Source organism: Pseudomonas sp. 3B-A001-10F (assembly GCF_056313565.1).
In genome coordinates, this window is record NZ_JBQYFW010000047.1 from 20,264 (window position 1) to 37,476 (window position 17,213).

14 protein-coding genes are annotated in these 17,213 nt (G+C 59.7%); 6 read left to right on the forward strand and 8 right to left on the reverse strand.

What is annotated here, in order from left to right; translation table 11 throughout:
* The first annotated feature begins 8 nt into the window (after positions 1-8).
* The 5 genes from AC0ZWN_RS27095 (at position 9) to AC0ZWN_RS27115 (ending at position 3,966) form a co-directional block, all read left to right on the forward strand.
* Positions 9-1,004: a zinc transporter ZntB gene (locus AC0ZWN_RS27095; protein ID WP_476337431.1), complete on the forward strand. Its 996-nt coding sequence runs from the start codon at positions 9-11 to the stop codon at positions 1,002-1,004.
* Between the two features lie 63 nt (positions 1,005-1,067).
* Positions 1,068-1,316: a hypothetical protein gene (locus tag AC0ZWN_RS27100; RefSeq protein WP_008076827.1), complete on the forward strand. Its 249-nt coding sequence runs from the start codon at positions 1,068-1,070 to the stop codon at positions 1,314-1,316.
* A gap of 2 nt (positions 1,317-1,318) precedes the next feature.
* On the forward strand, positions 1,319-2,143 hold the full coding sequence (locus tag AC0ZWN_RS27105; protein ID WP_007916401.1) for a mechanosensitive ion channel family protein: 825 nt from the start codon (positions 1,319-1,321) through the stop codon (positions 2,141-2,143).
* A gap of 90 nt (positions 2,144-2,233) precedes the next feature.
* Positions 2,234-2,824 (forward strand): RNA polymerase sigma factor SigX, encoded by a 591-nt coding sequence (sigX, locus tag AC0ZWN_RS27110; protein WP_011333251.1) that lies wholly within the window; start codon positions 2,234-2,236, stop codon positions 2,822-2,824.
* A 107-nt stretch (positions 2,825-2,931) separates the two neighbouring features.
* Positions 2,932-3,966: an OmpA family protein gene (locus tag AC0ZWN_RS27115; protein WP_095047746.1), complete on the forward strand. Its 1,035-nt coding sequence runs from the start codon at positions 2,932-2,934 to the stop codon at positions 3,964-3,966.
* A gap of 94 nt (positions 3,967-4,060) precedes the next feature.
* Here AC0ZWN_RS27115 and cobA read toward each other — a convergent pair whose 3' ends face one another.
* The 8 genes from cobA to AC0ZWN_RS27155 all read right to left on the reverse strand — a co-directional run bounded on the left by cobA (position 4,061) and on the right by AC0ZWN_RS27155 (position 15,899).
* Positions 4,061-4,828: a uroporphyrinogen-III C-methyltransferase gene (gene cobA, locus AC0ZWN_RS27120; RefSeq protein WP_095124900.1), complete on the reverse strand. Its 768-nt coding sequence runs from the start codon at positions 4,826-4,828 to the stop codon at positions 4,061-4,063.
* A 13-nt stretch (positions 4,829-4,841) separates the two neighbouring features.
* Entirely contained in the window at positions 4,842-7,556 is a 2,715-nt protein-coding gene (locus AC0ZWN_RS27125; protein ID WP_476337434.1) for a nitrate reductase, read from the reverse strand.
* Entirely contained in the window at positions 7,556-7,873 is a 318-nt protein-coding gene (nirD, locus tag AC0ZWN_RS27130) for a nitrite reductase small subunit NirD (RefSeq protein ID WP_016985592.1), read from the reverse strand. Before nirD ends, AC0ZWN_RS27125 begins: the two co-directional genes overlap by 1 nt.
* Entirely contained in the window at positions 7,870-10,323 is a 2,454-nt protein-coding gene (gene nirB / locus AC0ZWN_RS27135; RefSeq protein WP_095124897.1) for a nitrite reductase large subunit NirB, read from the reverse strand. Before nirB ends, nirD begins: the two co-directional genes overlap by 4 nt.
* A 420-nt stretch (positions 10,324-10,743) precedes the next feature.
* Positions 10,744-12,414 (reverse strand): bifunctional protein-serine/threonine kinase/phosphatase, encoded by a 1,671-nt coding sequence (locus tag AC0ZWN_RS27140; protein ID WP_476337437.1) that lies wholly within the window; start codon positions 12,412-12,414, stop codon positions 10,744-10,746.
* A 7-nt stretch (positions 12,415-12,421) separates the two neighbouring features.
* On the reverse strand, positions 12,422-13,633 hold the full coding sequence (locus tag AC0ZWN_RS27145) for a nitrate/nitrite transporter (RefSeq protein WP_095047741.1): 1,212 nt from the start codon (positions 13,631-13,633) through the stop codon (positions 12,422-12,424).
* Between the two features lie 463 nt (positions 13,634-14,096).
* Positions 14,097-14,672 (reverse strand): ANTAR domain-containing response regulator, encoded by a 576-nt coding sequence (locus AC0ZWN_RS27150; RefSeq protein WP_007916390.1) that lies wholly within the window; start codon positions 14,670-14,672, stop codon positions 14,097-14,099.
* Between the two features lie 15 nt (positions 14,673-14,687).
* Entirely contained in the window at positions 14,688-15,899 is a 1,212-nt protein-coding gene (locus AC0ZWN_RS27155; protein WP_476337439.1) for a CmpA/NrtA family ABC transporter substrate-binding protein, read from the reverse strand.
* A gap of 223 nt (positions 15,900-16,122) precedes the next feature.
* Between AC0ZWN_RS27155 and AC0ZWN_RS27160 the strand changes: the two genes are divergently transcribed.
* Positions 16,123-17,142, forward strand: a complete 1,020-nt coding sequence (locus AC0ZWN_RS27160; protein WP_034152862.1) for a quinone-dependent dihydroorotate dehydrogenase — start codon at positions 16,123-16,125, stop codon at positions 17,140-17,142.
* Positions 17,143-17,213: the final 71 nt, after the last annotated feature.

The window sequence follows — 17,213 nt, forward strand, 5'->3', positions numbered from 1 at the left end:
GGATGCGGATGTTCGAGGAAGAAAACGCGCAGTGGGGGCTGGTGCATGCCCTGGTGCTGGACGGAAAAGGCGGTGCGCGTTCGATAGCCCGGACTGAGCTCGACGATTTGCAGCTGCAGGCCCATGAAAGCCTGTGGCTGCATTGGGATCGCAGCCATCCGCAGACCCAGACCTGGCTGCGCAAATCCAGCGGGCTCAATGAATTCACCTGCGATCTGCTGCTGGAAGAGAACACCCGGCCGCGCCTGTTGCCGCTGCCGGATGCCGAACTGTTGCTGTTTCTGCGCGGGGTCAATCTCAACCCGGGCGCCGAGCCGGAAGACATGGTCTCGGTGCGGATTTTCGCTTCTGCCCAACGAGTGATTTCCCTGCGTTTGCGCCCGTTGCGCGCCACTGATGAGCTGTTGGTGCAATTGGCCGACGGCAACGGCCCGAAAACGGCCTCTGAACTCATCCTTTATCTGGCGCAGTTCCTCACCAACAAGGTGCAGGATCTGGTCACTTGCCTCTCGGAAATCGCCGATGAGGAAGAAGAAAAGATGGATGCCGACGAACGGTATACTCCCGAGCATGGTGCCATTTTGCACATCCGTCGCCGGGCGGCCGGACTAAAGCGATTTCTCGCGCCGCAGCGGGATATTTTCGGACAACTCACGCGGATAAAACTGCCTTGGTTTGTCGATGACGATGCCGATTACTGGAACGAACTGAACAACAGTCTGACCCGCTATCTTGAAGAGCTCGAATTGACCCGAGAGCGCGTGGGGCTTGTGCTGGAGGCCGAAGACCGACGCTTGAGCGAGCGTATGAATCGCACGATGTACCGCTTCGGGATCATCACCTGCATCTTTTTGCCGATGAGTTTTATCACCGGTCTGCTGGGTATAAACGTCGGCGGAATTCCGTTCTCCAGCAGCCCTTATGGTTTCCTGATTGCCTGTTTGACGGTGCTCACCCTGGCCTTCGGTCAGTGGTGGTTATTCCGTCGTTTGCGCTGGGTATGAAGATGGCGCATGTGACCCGACCAAATCTGCCCGCGTCTTTCACAGACATCACGAGAGGTGCGTATGCACGATCCGTTTGAACAGTCTTTGCGCGACATGCTCAACGCTTCGCCGTCCAGCCGCGACGACGATGCGTGCCTGGGCCGCGTACTCAAAACCGCCAACCGCCAGGTTGGCGCCGGTGATCTGTTCAGCCTGCTGGGCCGCTGGCTGCCCGCGCTGATGATCGCCCTGAATAATGGATCGGCGCATGTCTCGCCGGTTTCCCGTCTTCGTAAACCTACCGCTCGCACTGCTGATAAGGCTGATTGAATATGGAACTTGATCTCTGGACTCAGAGCCTCGTCACTGCAATGACTGCGTTGTGGACCAAAGTCGCCAACTTCATCCCGAACCTGTTCGGCGCACTGGTCGTGCTGCTGTTGGGTTTCGTCGTGGCCAAGCTGCTCGATACCCTGCTGTCCAAACTGCTCGCCAAGCTCGGTCTTGATCGCCTGATGGGCGGCACCGGGCTGACCAAGTTGATGTCGCGCGCCGGGTTGCAAGTTCCGATCTCGACCCTGATCGGCAAGATCGTTTATTGGTTCGTCCTGCTGATTTTCCTGGTTTCTGCAGCAGAATCCCTTGGCCTTGAGCGAGTTTCGGCTACGCTGGATATGTTGGCGCTCTATTTGCCGAAAGTATTCGGCGCGGCGCTGGTGTTGCTGGTAGGTGTTTTGCTCGCGCAACTGGCCAATGGGCTGGTGCGCGGGGCGGCAGAAGGCGTCGGCCTGGACTACGCTTCGGGGCTTGGGCGAATTGCTCAGGGGCTGGTGATCATCATCAGCATCTCGGTCGCGATCAGTCAGCTTGAGGTCAAGACTGACCTGCTGAACCATGTGATCGTCATCGTTTTGATTACCGTTGGTCTGGCCGTTGCGCTGGCCATGGGTTTGGGAAGCCGGGAAATTGCCGGTCAGATTCTTGCGGGAATCTATGTGCGTGAGTTGTATCAGGTTGGGCAACAAGTGCGTGTTGGCGAGGTCGAAGGCCAGATCGAGGAGATCGGCACGGTTAAAACCACATTGCTGACCGATGAGGGTGAGCTAGTCTCTCTTTCCAATCGGATCCTGCTGGAACAGCATGTGAGTAGCCGCTAATCCGGCAAACCCTGCTAATGTATGCCGCCGCAAAATGCCAGCTGATGCTGGTTGCGGCGGACATTGACCTGACTGTCGGCACGACTTGTTTTGAATAAAGCCCAAACGCTATCCACGCGCTACGACCCCCGCGAGCTCTCTGATGAGGAGTTGGTCGCGCGCTCGCATACCGAGCTTTTTCACGTAACGCGCGCCTATGAAGAACTGATGCGGCGTTACCAGCGAACATTATTTAACGTTTGTGCGAGATATCTTGGGAACGATCGCGACGCAGACGATGTCTGTCAGGAAGTCATGTTGAAGGTGCTGTATGGCCTGAAGAACTTCGAGGGGAAATCGAAGTTCAAAACGTGGCTCTACAGCATCACGTACAACGAATGTATTACGCAGTATCGGAAGGAACGGCGAAAGCGTCGCTTGATGGACGCATTGAGTCTTGACCCCCTCGAGGAAGCGTCCGAAGAAAAGGCGCCGAAACCCGAGGAGAAGGGCGGGCTTGATCGCTGGCTGGTTTATGTGAACCCGATTGACCGCGAAATTCTGGTGCTTCGATTTGTCGCAGAGCTGGAATTTCAGGAGATCGCAGACATCATGCACATGGGTTTGAGTGCGACAAAAATGCGTTACAAACGTGCTCTAGATAAATTGCGTGAGAAATTTGCAGGCATTGCTGAAACTTAGTTCAGCGCAAATATCTCTTACGTGTAGGCAAGTTCTGATAGACTTGCCGCCGAGTTGTCCCCCGGTTTGCGGGACTGCTTCACAATCACCAGATGGGGATTTAACGGATGAAACTGAAAAACACCTTGGGCTTGGCCATTGGTTCTCTGATTGCCGCCACTTCGTTCGGCGCTCTGGCACAAGGCCAAGGCGCAGTTGAAATCGAAGGCTTCGCAAAGAAAGAACAATTCGACAGCGCTCGTAACTTCAAGAACAACGGCAACCTGTTCGGCGGCTCGATCGGTTACTTCCTGACCGACGACGTTGAACTGCGTCTGGGCTACGACGAAGTGCACAACGTACGTGCCGATGATGGCAAGAACGTAAAAGGCGCTAACACCGCTCTGGACGCTCTGTACCACTTCAACAACCCAGGCGACATGCTGCGTCCATACGTCTCGGCCGGTTTCTCCGACCAGAGCATCGACCAGAACGGTTCGAACGGTCGTAACCGTTCTACCTTCGCTAACGTTGGTGGCGGTGCCAAGCTGTACTTCACCGAGAACTTCTACGCCCGTGCTGGCGTTGAAGCTCAGTACAACATCGACCAGGGCGACACCGAGTGGGCTCCTAGCGTCGGTATCGGTGTGAACTTCGGTGGCGGCTCCAAGCCTGCTGCTGCTCCAGTTCCAGCACCAGCTGAAGTCTGCTCCGACAGCGACAACGATGGCGTTTGCGACAACGTTGACAAGTGCCCGGACACCCCAGCCAACGTAACTGTTGACGCTGACGGCTGCCCAGCAGTTGCTGAAGTTGTTCGTGTTGAGCTGGACGTTAAGTTCGACTTCGACAAGTCGGTTGTGAAGCCAAACAGCTACGGCGACATCAAAAACCTGGCTGACTTCATGAAGCAGTACCCATCCACCACCACTACTGTTGAAGGTCACACTGACTCCGTCGGTCCTGACGCTTACAACCAGAAACTGTCCGAGCGTCGTGCAAACGCCGTTAAGCAAGTTCTGACCAACCAGTACGGTGTTGAATCGTCCCGCGTTCAGTCTGTTGGCTACGGCGAATCCCGCCCAGTTGCTGACAACAAAACTGAAGCTGGCCGCGCTGTAAACCGTCGCGTAGAAGCGCAGGTTGAAGCTCAAGCTAAGTAATTAGCTGCCGCTCTGAGAAAAGCCCGGCTTAGGCCGGGCTTTTCTTTGCCTGCGATTTGGCTTTGCAGCTTTAAAAGATCGCAGCCTTCGGCAGCTACAGGACCAATGCAGATCCAAAGTAGGAGCTGCCGCAGGCTGCGATCTTTTGATCTTCAACAACAGCCGCCACCGCCCCGATCACCAGAATCGCCGGGCTTTTCAATCCAAATGCACACGCATCATCACTCATACTCGCCAGATCACTCCGGCATTCGCGCTGCTCTGGCAACGATGCATTCTCGATCATCGCCACCGGCGTATCCGCCGCCATCCCGCCTGCCAGCAGTTGATCGCGAATCTCCCCCAGCTTGGCCACGCCCATATAAACCACCAGCGTCGTACCCCCCTGTGCCAGCGCCTGCCAGTTCAACTGGCTGTCGTCCTGCGTGTGTGCAGTCACCAGCGTCACCCCGCGCGCCACACCGCGTAACGTCAGCGGAATATCGCACTGCGTCGCCCCGGCCAGCCCGGCGGTAATGCCATTGACCAGTTCAACCTCAACGCCTCTTTCACGCAGCCACTGCGCCTCTTCGCCACCTCGGCCGAAAATGCACGGATCGCCGCCCTTGAGCCGCACCACACACTTGCCATGGCGGGCATAGCGCAGCATCAGCCGATGGATAAACGCTTGCGGTGTCGAACGGCAGCCGCCGCGTTTACCCACTGCAATGATGCGGGCGTCAGGGCAGTGTTCCAGCACCGCGTCGTTGACCAGATCATCGATCAGCACCACATCGGCCTCGCGCAGGGCGCGCACCGCTTTGAGGGTCAGCAGTTCCGGATCACCAGGACCTGCACCCACCAGCCAGACTTTTGCGTTCATGGTGTTTTCCTCATCAGATGACGGCGGCTGGCTGCACGTCGGCAGCCAGTAAACGTTTTATTTCCGGGACGCACGAGCCGCATTGCGTGCCGCAGCCCAGTTGGTTTTTCAAGCCCTGCAGATCCAGGCCTTGGCGAATGCCGGCGCAGACCGCGTTGAGGCTGACGTTCTTGCAGTTGCACAGGGTTTTATCCACAGCCATTTGCGCCCCGACACTGCCCGGCGGCGCACTCATTGGCGCCAATAGCCAGCGCCGCAGTTGCTCATCCGCACGGCCTTCCAGCCACAACCCTTGCAGCCAATGCTGAGCGAGGGTTTCACCGGCCAATCGGATCGCAGTGATCCGGCCGTTTTCAATGCGCACGCGTTTGCCAATGGCGCGGCGAGGATCGTCATAGGCCAATACCGGGCCGTCGATCAGTGATAGGCATTGGTCGATTTCACCGAGCAATTGCGCATTCGGAGCTTCGCTGCTGGCCGCGCGTATCAGCAATGCCGATCGTTCACGTCCGACAAGGCTGAGACTCACGTAGGAAAATGCCTCACAGAGCGGTCGTAGCGTCTCGAAATGCCGTTGAACATCACCCTCGATCAGTGCGAAAAGTTGCCACGGCAGATTGACCGGCTCGAGGCGCACACCGCTGTGTTTGAGTTCCGGTTGCTTCGACAGCGGATCAAAGTCCGGCAGGGTCAGGCTGTTCACACCGCCCTTGAGAAAACGGTCGCCCCAGTGCATCGGCAGAAACGCTTGCCCCGGACGTACGCTGTCATCGCTGCCAACCGCGACGATTACCGCGCCGCGACGACTTTTAAGGTTGACCAGATCGCCCGGCTGCAAACGATGCCGGCGCATTTCGTCCGGGTGCAGGCTCAACACCGCTTCGCTGACATGCCCGAACAATTGCGCTGCCGTGCCAGTGCGGCTCATACCGTGCCATTGATCGCGCAAGCGGCCAGTGATCAACGTCAGTGGAAAGCGAGCATCGCGCTGCTCTTTAGCGGCGCGATACGGGTCGGTTATGAATTGCGCGCGTCCGTTGGCGGTCGGAAAAATCCCATCCTCGTACAGGCGTGGCGTTCCTTGCCGCGCGCCGGCAGGGAAGGGCCATTGCTGCGGTCCGATCTCGTCGATCAGCGCATGACTGATCCCGGACATATCCAGATCGCGGCCATGCGTCAGCCCTTTGAATTCATCGAATAACTGCGCAGGTTGGTTGAACGTAAACAGGCTTGATTCAGCGGGACGCAGACGTTTCTCCAGACGTTGTGCGAAATCTACCGTGATCGCCCAGTCCGGCCGCGCCTCACCCGGTGGGAGGATGGCTTTACGCACGTGGGAAATGCGTCGCTCGGAATTGGTCACCGAACCTTCTTTCTCGCCCCAACTGGCGGCGGGTAGCAGGAGATCGGCGAATGCAGCGGTTTCGGTGGTGCGAAAGGCTTCTTGCAGAACCACAAACGGGCAGGTTTCAAGCGCTGCTCGCACAGCATGTTGGTCCGGCATCGATTGCGCAGGATTGGTGCAGGCAATCCACAACGCCTTGATCTTGCCGTTGCGCACTTGCTCGAACAGTTCGATGGCACTGAGACCGGTACTTTCCGGCAACCGATCAACGCCCCAATATGCCGCTACTTCGGCGCGATGTTCAGGGTTGGCCGCGTCTCGATGGCCCGGCAACAGATTCGACAAACTGCCCGTTTCGCGCCCGCCCATGGCATTTGGCTGACCGGTAAGGGAGAAAGGTCCTGCACCCGGACGGCCGATTTGCCCGGTAGCCAAATGCAGATTGATCAGCGCGCTGTTCTTCGCGCTGCCAGCGGTGGACTGGTTCAGGCCCATGCACCACAGCGACAGAAAACTCGGCGAGGTGCCCACCCATTCCGCGCATTGCTGCAATTGCTCGACACTGATCCCGCACAGTTGCGAAACCATCTGCGGGGTGTAATCACGCACCAGATTTTTCAAGTCGGCGAGGCCATCGGTGTGCGTTTTGACGAAATCGCGGTCGATCCAGTCTTCCCACAACAACAGATGCAAAATCCCATGAAATAAAGCGACATCTGTGCCCGGCAGAATCGCCAAGTGCAAATCGGCAAGGTCGCAGGTGTCGGTGCGCCGTGGATCAATGACGATGACTTTCATCTGCGGGCAGCGGGATTTTGCCTCTTCCAGCCGACGGAAAAGTACCGGATGGGCGTAGGCCATGTTACTGCCGACGATCATCACGCAATCGCTGAGTTCCAGGTCTTCATAACTGCACGGAGGAGCATCGGCGCCGAGGCTGCGTTTGTAGCCGACCACTGCTGAAGACATGCACAGGCGCGAATTGCTGTCGATGTTGTTGGTCCCGACCAACGCCCGCGCCAGTTTGTTGAAGGCGTAATAGTCCTCGGTCAGCAACTGCCCGGAGATATAGAACGCCACGCTGTCCGGGCCGTGCTCGGCAATGGTCTCGGCGAACAGGTTGGCAGCGTGTTCCAGTGCCGTATCCCAATCCGTTCGGCTGCGCGCCAGGCCTTTGCCCAGACGCAGTTCCGGGTACAGCGCGCGGGCTGCCAGGTCGCCGGTCAGGTGCAGGGTCGAGCCTTTGCTGCACAGTTTGCCGAAGTTGGCCGGGTGCGCCGGATCGCCGCTGACGCCGAGGATGCGCTCGCCGTCATGCTCGATCAGCACGCCACAGCCGACCCCGCAATAACAGCAGGTCGAGGCGGTCGTCTGGCGGCTCATCAGATGGCGTCCCGCAGGGCCAGTTGTACACGACCGTTTTCGACCCGCGCCGGGTGATGGTGCGCGCAACCGATATCCGGCGCCTGAGCTTCGCCAGATTCGAGGTCGATCTGCCAGTTGTGCAACGGGCAGGCCACACGTTTGCCGTAGATCAAACCTTGCGACAATGGCCCGCCCTTGTGCGGGCAGCGGTCGTCGAGGGCGAAAACCTCATCGTCGCTTGTACGAAAAATCGCGATGTCACCTTTCGGCCCGGCAATGATTCGCGAACCGAGGGCATTGATCTCGTCGAGAGCGCAGATATCTAGCCAGTTCATGCCGGCACCTCCAGATTTTTCACAGGGATCACATCGAATTCTTTCTTCAGTTGCGGCTGCGCCAAACGTTCTTTCCAAGGGTCTTGCTCGAACGACAGGGAGAATTGCAGGCGTTCGTTCAGCGCTTTGCGGCGCTCCGGGTCTTCCAGCACGGCTTTCTTGATGTGTTCCATGCCAACCCGTTGCAGGTAGTGCACGGTGCGTTCCAGGTAGAAGGCTTCTTCGCGATACAGCTGCAGGAACGCGCCGTTGTATTCGCGGACTTCCTCGGCGGTTTTCAGCTTGACGAAAAACTCAGCGACCTCGGTTTTGATTCCGCCGTTACCGCCGATGTACATCTCCCAACCGGAGTCGACACCGATAATTCCTACGTCTTTGATCCCCGCTTCCGAGCAGTTGCGTGGGCAACCGGAGACGGCGAGTTTCACTTTGTGCGGCGACCACATGTTGAACAGATCGTGCTCGAGTTCGATGCCCAATTGTGTCGAGTTTTGCGTGCCGAAGCGGCAGAACTCGCTGCCGACGCAGGTCTTCACGGTACGGATGGATTTGCCGTAGGCATGCCCGGAAGGCATGTCGAGGTCTTTCCAGACGCCGGGCAAGTCCTGCTTCTTGATGCCGAGCAAGTCGATGCGCTGACCGCCGGTGACCTTGACCATCGGCACGTTGTACTTGTCGGCCACGTCGGCAATCCGCCGCAGTTCCGAAGGATTGGTCACGCCGCCCCACATCCGTGGCACCACCGAATAGGTGCCGTCCTTCTGAATGTTGGCGTGGGCGCGTTCGTTGATCAGGCGCGATTGCGGATCGTCCTTGGCTTCGCCGGGCCAAGTGGAAATCAGGTAATAGTTGAGGGCAGGGCGGCATGTTGCGCAGCCGTTCGGCGTGCGCCAGTTGAGGTAGCTCATGGTGCCGGCGATGGTCAGCAGATGCTGTTCGCGAATAGCCTGGCGAATCTGCCCGTGGTTGAGATCGCTGCAACCGCAGATGGCTTTTTCGCTTTTCGGTTTGACGTCCGCTGCGCCACCGACGGTGTTGATCAGGATCTGTTCGACTAGCCCGGCGCAGGAGCCGCAGGAGCTGGCCGCTTTGGTATGTTTCTTCACCTCGTCGACGCTGAACAGGCCGTGTTCCTGAATGGCTTTGACGATGGTGCCTTTGCACACGCCGTTGCAGCCGCAGACTTCGGCGCTGTCGGCCATGACCATGGCTTTGTCCTGGCCCTGATGTCCTACGTCGCCCAAAGCGTTTTCGCCAAACATCAGGTGATCACGGATTTCGCCGATGGCGTGATTCTCACGAATCTGCCGGAAATACCAACCGCCATCTGCCGTATCGCCGTACAGACAGGCGCCGACCAGCACGTCATCCTTGATCACCAGTTTTTTGTACACGCCGCCAATCGGGTCGGAGAGGGTGATGGTTTCCGTGCCTTCGCCGCCCATGAAATCGCCGGCAGAAAACAGATCGATGCCGGTGACTTTCAATTTGGTCGAGGTCACCGAACCCTGATAACGGGCGAAACCCAGTTGTGCGAGGTGGTTGGCGCAGACCTTGGCCTGTTCGAACAACGGCGCGACCAGACCGTAGGCAATGCCGCGGTGGCTGGCGCACTCGCCGATGGCATAAATGCGCGGGTCGTAGGTTTGCAGCGTGTCGTTGACCAGAATCCCGCGATTGCACGGGATGCCGGCCTTTTCCGCCAATTCTGTGTTGGGACGAATACCGGCAGCCATTACCACCAGATCGGCGGGGATAATGTCGCCGTTCTTGAACTGCACCGAGCCGACCCGGCCATTGCCCGCGTCGTGCAGCGCCTGAGTCTGTTCGCACAGACGGAAGTGCAGGCCACGGGATTCAAGGGCGTTTTGCAGCAGTTGGCCGCTGGTTTTGTCGAGTTGACGTTCCAGTAACCACTCACCGATGTGCACCACGGTGACGTGCATGCCGCGCAGCATCAGGCCATTGGCGGCTTCGAGACCGAGCAGACCGCCACCGATGACCACCGCGTGTTTGTGGGTTTTGGCGGTGTCGATCATGGCTTGGGTGTCGGCGATGTCGCGGTAACCGATCACCCCGTGCAAGGTGTTGCCGGGGATCGGCAGGATGAACGGCGTCGAGCCGGTGGCGATCAGCAGGCGATCGTATTCGGCTTCGGTGCCGTCCTCGGCGATCACCCGGCGTTTGACCCGGTCGATCTCCACCACTTTGCGGTTGAGCAGCAACTTGATGTTGTTTTCCAGGTACCAGTCGAGGTCGTTGAGGACGATCTCTTCGAAGGTCTGCTCACCGGCCAGCACCGGCGACAACAGGATGCGGTTGTAGTTGGTGTGCGGTTCGGCGCCGAAGACCGTGATGTCGTACAGCTCGTTGCTCAGCTTGAGCAGTTCTTCCAGGGTGCGGACCCCGGCCATGCCGTTGCCGATCATCACTAGTTTGAGTTTTTTCATCAGGTTCTCCGGGAGCTGCGGCTGGCCTCTTATGGGCAGTCAGGCCTTGCTCGAGAAATTTTGCGCAAACAAAAAAAGGCGTCCCGCTAGTTGCCTAGCGAGGACGCCTTTGTCCTGGTCCCGTTCTCTCGGGAAGCGCAGCCTTCGTCGTTGAAGGTTGGGCTTTATGTGTGTGTTGGGTGGGGTAATGCAGTGGTTGTGCCAAGTGGGGCGGTGGCGGGTTTATTGGGGCTTGGCAGTTTTTGAGGGTGATTTTTTGCACTGAATCGAGGCGGGTTGCTCGTTCGTGGGGCATTCAGGCAGGTGGATTTGTAGTGATTGGGCGGGCCCCTTCGCGAGCAAGCTCGCTCCCACAGGGGATTCGTGTCGTTCGCAAATCTCCTGTGGGAGCGAGCTTGCTCGCGAAGGGCGCGACGCGGTTCAACTGTGAAACAACAAAACCAGCAGCGCCACATTTCCGAGCAACGCCAGCAACGCCATCGTCCGCCAGACCTTCAACGGCTCACGCTCCAGTAACGGTCTGGGCCGCACACTCAAACTCCGCCGCTCGCCCTGTTCCAACACCAGCAACCACTCCTCAGCCGTTTCGAAGCGCAACTGTGGATCAGCCGCAACGCCGCGCTCCAGACTCTGCGCCAGCCATTCCGGCAGATCCGGCCGAAATCGACTGGCACTCACTGCCACACCAAATCGCGGCCGCTGAAACGCTTCGATCTCGCCATAGGGAAAATGCCCGGTGAGCAAGAAATACAGGGTCACACCGACCGCATACAAATCCTGCTGCACATTCGGCGGATCTCCACGAAACGCTTCCGGGGCGATATAGCTGGGCGTTCCCGGCAACGTTGACGGCGCGTCTTCGGACAAGCCTGGGCAGTACGCCAGGCCAAAATCCAGCAGACGCAATTCGCCGTCGTCGCCCACGTGCAGATTTTCCGGTTTGATGTCCCGGTGCAGGATCTGCCGCCGATGCAGCAGCCCGACCGCACGCAACAGGCGCTCGGCGATGTCCTGCCACTGTGCCAACGACAACGGGCCTGACTGTTGAAACAGCTGCGCCAGCGTCGCCCCGGAATATTCCCCCATCACGTAGTACAAATGCTGACGCTGCTGGCAGGCATGGACTTCAGGAAAGTGGCGACCGGCTACGCGTTTCAGAAACCATTCCTCGGACAACAGTGCTTGCCCGGCGTAGGAATCATCGGCGGAACGCGTGGGTAGGGTTTTCAGAAGCCACGTCTGACCTTGTCCATCAAGCACCCGATACAGCAGCGATTGCTGGCTCTGAGCGACAACGTCCAGCACTTGCCAGCCTTCGAACCACTGACCGGGTTTCAACGGTGGCGGCAGGGGCCATTGCTGCAGATGAATCAGCGCATCGCCGATACTGGCCTCACCCAAAGCATCCACCCGCACCAGCAAAGCACTGGCATTGTCCTGGCTCCCCGCCAGATGCGCGGCGTTGACCAGCGTCTGCGCGGCACTGTGCAGATCCGGTTGATCACGCAGAATCGCCGCAATGGCGGTATCGCCGAGTGTCGACCAGACCCCGTCGCTGAGCAGTACGAAACACTCACCCTCGCGCAGTTCACCGTCGAGAAAATCCAGCACCAGATGCTGATCCAGGCCCAGCGCACGCTTGAGCACATGCTGCATGCCCGGCTGATCCCAGACGTGGTCTTCGCTGATTCGCTGCAAGCTGTCGGCGTGCCAGCGATACACCCGGCAATCGCCGACGTGGGCGAGGGTGAAACGCCGACCACGCATGACCAAGGCGCTGACCGTGGTGAGCAACGGTTGCCCACCACCGTTGGCCTGCAACCAGCGGTTTTGCGCGAGCAGCAGGCGATCCAGTGCCTGGGCCACGCTCCAGGTTTCCGGTGTGGCGTAGTAGTCCAGCGCCAAGGCTTGCAAGGTCGAACGCGCAGCCAGTCCGCCATCGGCACACTGGCTGACGCCGTCGGCGATGGCGAACAGATAACCCTTGCTCGCCGCCAGCGCCGGCGCGGGCGTGACCAGACGCAAAGCGTCCTGATTCTCCGCGCGCGGGCCGGTGGCGCTGGCTTCGGCAAAGCTCAGTTGCAGGGCCATCGAAGGTTCAGACCCGCGCCGCCGTCACTGCCGCCGAACCCCAGGTGGTTCTCCAGCGACGCTTGACGCCGTGCAGGCCAAACCACGCCAGCACGCCAAGGCTGGCGAACAACCACAACGCCAACTGATAGCTGCCGGTGCTCTGCTTGATCGCGCCCATACCGGCGGCCAAGGCAAAACCGCCGATGCCGCCGGCCATGCCGATCAGCCCGGTCATCACGCCGATCTCCAGACGAAAACGCTGCGGTACCAGTTGGAAAACTGCGCCGTTGCCTGCCCCTAAACCGAGCATGGTGCAGACGAAAAGCGCCAGAGCAGCGTAGGAACTTGGCAGGTTGAACCCCACGGCAGCAATGCACACGGCGGCGACGGTGTACATCGCCAGCAACGTGCGAATACCACCGAAGCGATCAGCCAGTGCGCCACCCAGCGGCCGCATCAAGCTGCCGCCGAACACGCAAGCTGCGGTGTAGTAGCCAGCGGTCACCGGGCTCAAACCGTACTGATCGTTGAAGTAGCCGGGCAGGGCGCTGGCCAGGCCGATAAAGCCGCCGAAGGTCACGCTGTAAAAAAACATGAACCACCAGCTGTCACGGTCGCCCAGGGCTTTGAAGTAGTCAGCCATGGCTTTGGCTTTCGGCCGTTCAGGCGCATTTTTTGCCAGCCAGGCGAACAGCACCAGCGTCAGGATCAGCGGGATCAGAGCGAAACCGAAGACATTGCTCCAGCCGAACGCGGCGGCGAGCACCGGTGCGAGCAGAGCGGCAAACACCGTGCCGGAGTTGCCCGCACCGGCAATGCCCATGGCTTTGCCCTGATGCTGCGGCGGGTACCACTGCGACGCCAGCGGCAGTGCAACAGCGAACGACGCGCCGGCCATGCCGAGAAACAGGCCGAGTATCAGCGCCTGTTCATAACTGTGGATGCCGAGTTTCCAGGCGCCGAACAGCGCACAGATCACGATGACCTGGCCGATCAGACCGGCGGTTTTCGGCGACAGCCGATCGGCGAGCATGCCCATCACAAAACGCAGCACTGCACCGGCGAGGATCGGCGTGGCGACGACGAGGCCGCGTTGTTGCGTGGTTAGCTGCAGGTCGGCGGCAATCTGCACCGCCAGCGGGCCGAGCAGGTACCAGACCATGAAGCTCAGGTCGAAATACAGGAAGGCCGCGAACAGGGTCGGGGTGTGGCCGGATTTCCAGAAGCTTGAATTCATCGCGCACCTCAGCTGAAAAGAGTCTCGAAAGGAGTCATGCAACAGCAGGTGGGGCGCCGCCACGGCCGCACCACCGGCCCCGGTCTGTGGGGCCAAAACGCAAAAACGCCGCTCCCTGATGCGCCGGTTGGGCGAACGGGTGAGCGACGTCTTTGTCGTAGGTGGGGCAACCGCCGTTGGTTACCTGTGCGTTTTACTTAGCGAGATTTGTGCCAACAGCCGGAAAATCAAAAGCCCCTCACCCTAACCCTCCCGAAACGTCGGACCGCCCGGAGGGAGAGGGGACTGACCATGTTGTTCCAACGAATTCAGCGACCTGAAAGACCGAGTCGATTATGGATTCACAGCAGAAATCACAGGTCGGTGTACTTCGTGAGCATCCCCCAATCAGTCCCCTCTCCCTCCGGGCGGTCCGACGTTTAGGGAGGGCTAGGGTGAGGGGCTCTTAAGCTGTCAGAACACCTCAGCCCAATAACTCACTCATCGCAATAATCTGCTCCGCCACCTGAATCAGCTTCTGCTGGCGGCTCATCGCCTGGCGCCGCATCAGGGTGTACGCCTCTTCCTCATTGCAGTCCTTCATCTTCATCAACAACCCCTTGGCCAGCTCGATGCGCTTGCGCTCGGCCAGTTGCTGATCACGCGCCTGCAGCTGCGCGCGCAAGGCCTGATCACTCTCGAATCGTGCCATCGCCACATCGAGAATCGGCTGTAAACGTTGTGCATGAATGCCTTCGACGATGTAGGCGCTGACCCCGGACTTGATCGCCTGACGCATCACACCGGGGTCATGCTCGTCGGTAAACATCACGATTGGCCGTGGCTGGTCGCGGCTGACCAGTACCACTTGCTCCATGACATCGCGGCTCGGTGACTCGGTATCGATCAGGATCACGTCCGGGCGCACCGTTTCGACGCGCGCGGGCAGGTCGATGGTCAGGCCGGACTCGTCGATCACCTCGAAACCGGCCTCGGTCAACGCAGCTTTCAGGCGTCCGACTTTTTTCGCTGTGTCGTTGATCAACAGAATGCGCAACATGTTCGCGGTCTCCTGTCAGCGGCGGGCGAGAAGGGGGGCATCGTCGTTCAACGCGTGCAACTTGAAACTGCGCGCGTAGCCGGCCGGGTCGCTGCCGTCCCAGACTTTGCCGTCGAGCAACTGGCTGCTGCGCATGTCGGTGCCCCATGCGGCGACGCCGACAGCGGTGGCGGCGTCGCGGTAGACGTCCAGCCGCTGAACCTGGCGGGCGACGGCGAGGTAATCCGGATCCTCACGCAGCAAGCCCCAGCGGCGGAACTGGGTCATGAACCACATGCCGTCCGACAGATACGGCAAATTCACTTCACCGTTGCCGTGAAAGCGCAGCGCATGCGGATCCTGCCAGCGATTGCCGAGGCCATCGGCGTAATCACCGAGAAAACGCGGTTCGATGCACGCCACTGGCGCATCGAGATATTCCGGCGCGCTAAGCAACTGCGCGGTGCTGCGGCGGTTTTCCGGGCTGGCTTCGATGAAACGGCTGGCCTCGAGAATTGCCATCACCAGCGCTCGTGCGGTGTTCGGATACTGCTCGACAAATTCGCGAGTGCAGCCAAGGACTTTTTCCGGGTGATCGGGCCAGATGGTCTGGCTGGTGGCCAGGGTGAAACCAAGATCCTGCTGCACCGCGCTAGCCGCCCAAGGCTCGCCGACACAAAAACCGTCAATGCGTCCAGCTTGCAGGTGCGCGACCATTTGCGGCGGCGGCACCACCACGCTGTCGACATCCTGAAGTGGATGAATGCCCTGGCTCGCCAGCCAGTAATACAGCCACATGGCATGAGTGCCGGTGGGGAAGGTCTGCGCGAAGGTGAGTTTTGCGCGGCTTTGGTGCACGTGCCGGTCCAGTGCTTCAGGACTGCTCACGCCGAGGTTTTGCAGGCCGTGAGAGAGGTTGAGGCTCTGGCCGTTCTGGTTCAGGCCCATCAGCACGGCCATATCGGTCGGGGCGACGCCGCCGATGCCCAGATGCACCGCGTAAATCAGTCCGTACAAACTGTGCGCGGCGTCGAGTTCGCCGCTGACCAGATTGTCGCGCAGATTCGCCCATGAGCTCTGGCGCTTGAGGTTCAGCGTCAATCCATAAGGCTGGGCGAAGCCCTGTGTGGCTGCGACCACCACCGACGCGCAATCGCTCAGTGCCATGAAGCCGAGGTTGATCGCGCTTTTTTCCGGGGCATCGCTGCCATTGACCCAGGCCAGTGGCCCTACCGAAGGTTCATTCATCCAACGTACCTCGAAAAAAAAGCGCCGCCCCGGACTTTGCGCAGGCAAACCCCGAAGGCGACGCCATTGTCCGTGCCCGCCTGCCGTCATTGACCGGCGCGCTGATAGCCAGGAGGGTGCAAGGCATATGCCAGTGCCAGTGATTTGCGCGTGCGCCTCGCGCCGCAGGTCGATGCCCGGCTATAATCGCCGCCTCTTTTCGCCGCCCGAGTCATCGCCGCCCATGTACACCCTGGCCCGTCAGCTGTTGTTCAAACTTTCCCCGGAAACCTCCCACGATCTGTCGCTGGATCTGATCGGCGCGGGTGGGCGTTTGGGCTTAAACGGCTTGCTGTGCAAGGCGCCGGCGAAGAAGCCGGTGACGGTCATGGGCCTCGAATTCCCAAACCCGGTGGGGCTGGCGGCCGGTCTGGACAAGAACGGCGCGGCCATTGATGGCTTCGCGCAACTGGGTTTCGGTTTTGTTGAAATCGGCACCGTGACCCCACGCCCGCAGCCGGGCAACCCGAAACCACGGATCTTCCGCCTGCCGGAAGCCGAGGCGATCATCAATCGCATGGGCTTCAACAACCTTGGTGTCGATAACCTGCTGGCGCGCGTGGCCGCGGCGAAATACAAAGGCGTGCTGGGCATCAACATCGGCAAGAATTTCGATACCCCGGTTGAGCGCGCGGTCGACGATTACCTGATCTGCCTGGACAAGGTTTACGCTCACGCCAGCTATGTGACAGTCAACGTCAGCTCGCCGAACACTCCGGGCCTGCGCAGCCTGCAGTTTGGTGATTCGCTCAAGCAGTTGCTCGCCGATCTGGCCACACGTCGCGCCGAACTGGCCTTGCGTCACGGCAAGCATGTGCCGCTGGCGATCAAGATCGCGCCGGACATGACCGATGAAGAAACCGCGCAGGTTGCTCAAGCGCTGATCGAAACCGGCATGGACGCAGTGATCGCGACCAACACCACCCTGAGCCGTGTTGGCGTTGAAGGCATGGAGCATGGCGACGAGGCGGGCGGTCTGTCGGGCGCGCCGGTGCGGGAGAAGAGCACCAATACCGTGAAGGTGCTGGCCGGTGAGTTGGCTGGGCGGTTGCCGATCATTGCGGCTGGCGGGATTACCGAAGGCAAGCATGCTGCCGAGAAGATTCTGGCCGGTGCGAGCCTGGTGCAGATCTACTCTGGCTTTATCTATAAAGGCCCGGCGCTGATTCGTGAATCGGTAGACGCGATCGCCGCCCTGCGCTGATCCATAGACACCACTGTTCCCTTGTAGGAGTGAGCCTGCTCGCGATAGCTTTCTTTCGGTCACTTCATCAG

Bases quoted from the DNA above. Each gene is read 5' to 3' on its own strand.
- nirD (WP_016985592.1), bottom strand. From the start codon at position 7,873: ATGAACTGGCTAGATATCTGCGCTCTCGACGAGATCAATGCCCTCGGT.
- AC0ZWN_RS27155 (WP_476337439.1), bottom strand. From the start codon at position 15,899: ATGAATGAACCTTCGGTAGGGCCACTGGCCTGGGTCAATGGCAGCGAT.
- AC0ZWN_RS27115 (WP_095047746.1), top strand. From the start codon at position 2,932: ATGAAACTGAAAAACACCTTGGGCTTGGCCATTGGTTCTCTGATTGCC.
- AC0ZWN_RS27145 (WP_095047741.1), bottom strand. From the start codon at position 13,633: ATGAATTCAAGCTTCTGGAAATCCGGCCACACCCCGACCCTGTTCGCG.
- AC0ZWN_RS27140 (WP_476337437.1), bottom strand. From the start codon at position 12,414: ATGGCCCTGCAACTGAGCTTTGCCGAAGCCAGCGCCACCGGCCCGCGC.
- AC0ZWN_RS27125 (WP_476337434.1), bottom strand. From the start codon at position 7,556: ATGAGCCGCCAGACGACCGCCTCGACCTGCTGTTATTGCGGGGTCGGC.
- AC0ZWN_RS27150 (WP_007916390.1), bottom strand. From the start codon at position 14,672: ATGTTGCGCATTCTGTTGATCAACGACACAGCGAAAAAAGTCGGACGC.
- AC0ZWN_RS27095 (WP_476337431.1), top strand. From the start codon at position 9: ATGTTCGAGGAAGAAAACGCGCAGTGGGGGCTGGTGCATGCCCTGGTG.
- AC0ZWN_RS27100 (WP_008076827.1), top strand. From the start codon at position 1,068: ATGCACGATCCGTTTGAACAGTCTTTGCGCGACATGCTCAACGCTTCG.
- nirB (WP_095124897.1), bottom strand. From the start codon at position 10,323: ATGAAAAAACTCAAACTAGTGATGATCGGCAACGGCATGGCCGGGGTC.
- cobA (WP_095124900.1), bottom strand. From the start codon at position 4,828: ATGAACGCAAAAGTCTGGCTGGTGGGTGCAGGTCCTGGTGATCCGGAA.
- AC0ZWN_RS27105 (WP_007916401.1), top strand. From the start codon at position 1,319: ATGGAACTTGATCTCTGGACTCAGAGCCTCGTCACTGCAATGACTGCG.
- AC0ZWN_RS27160 (WP_034152862.1), top strand. From the start codon at position 16,123: ATGTACACCCTGGCCCGTCAGCTGTTGTTCAAACTTTCCCCGGAAACC.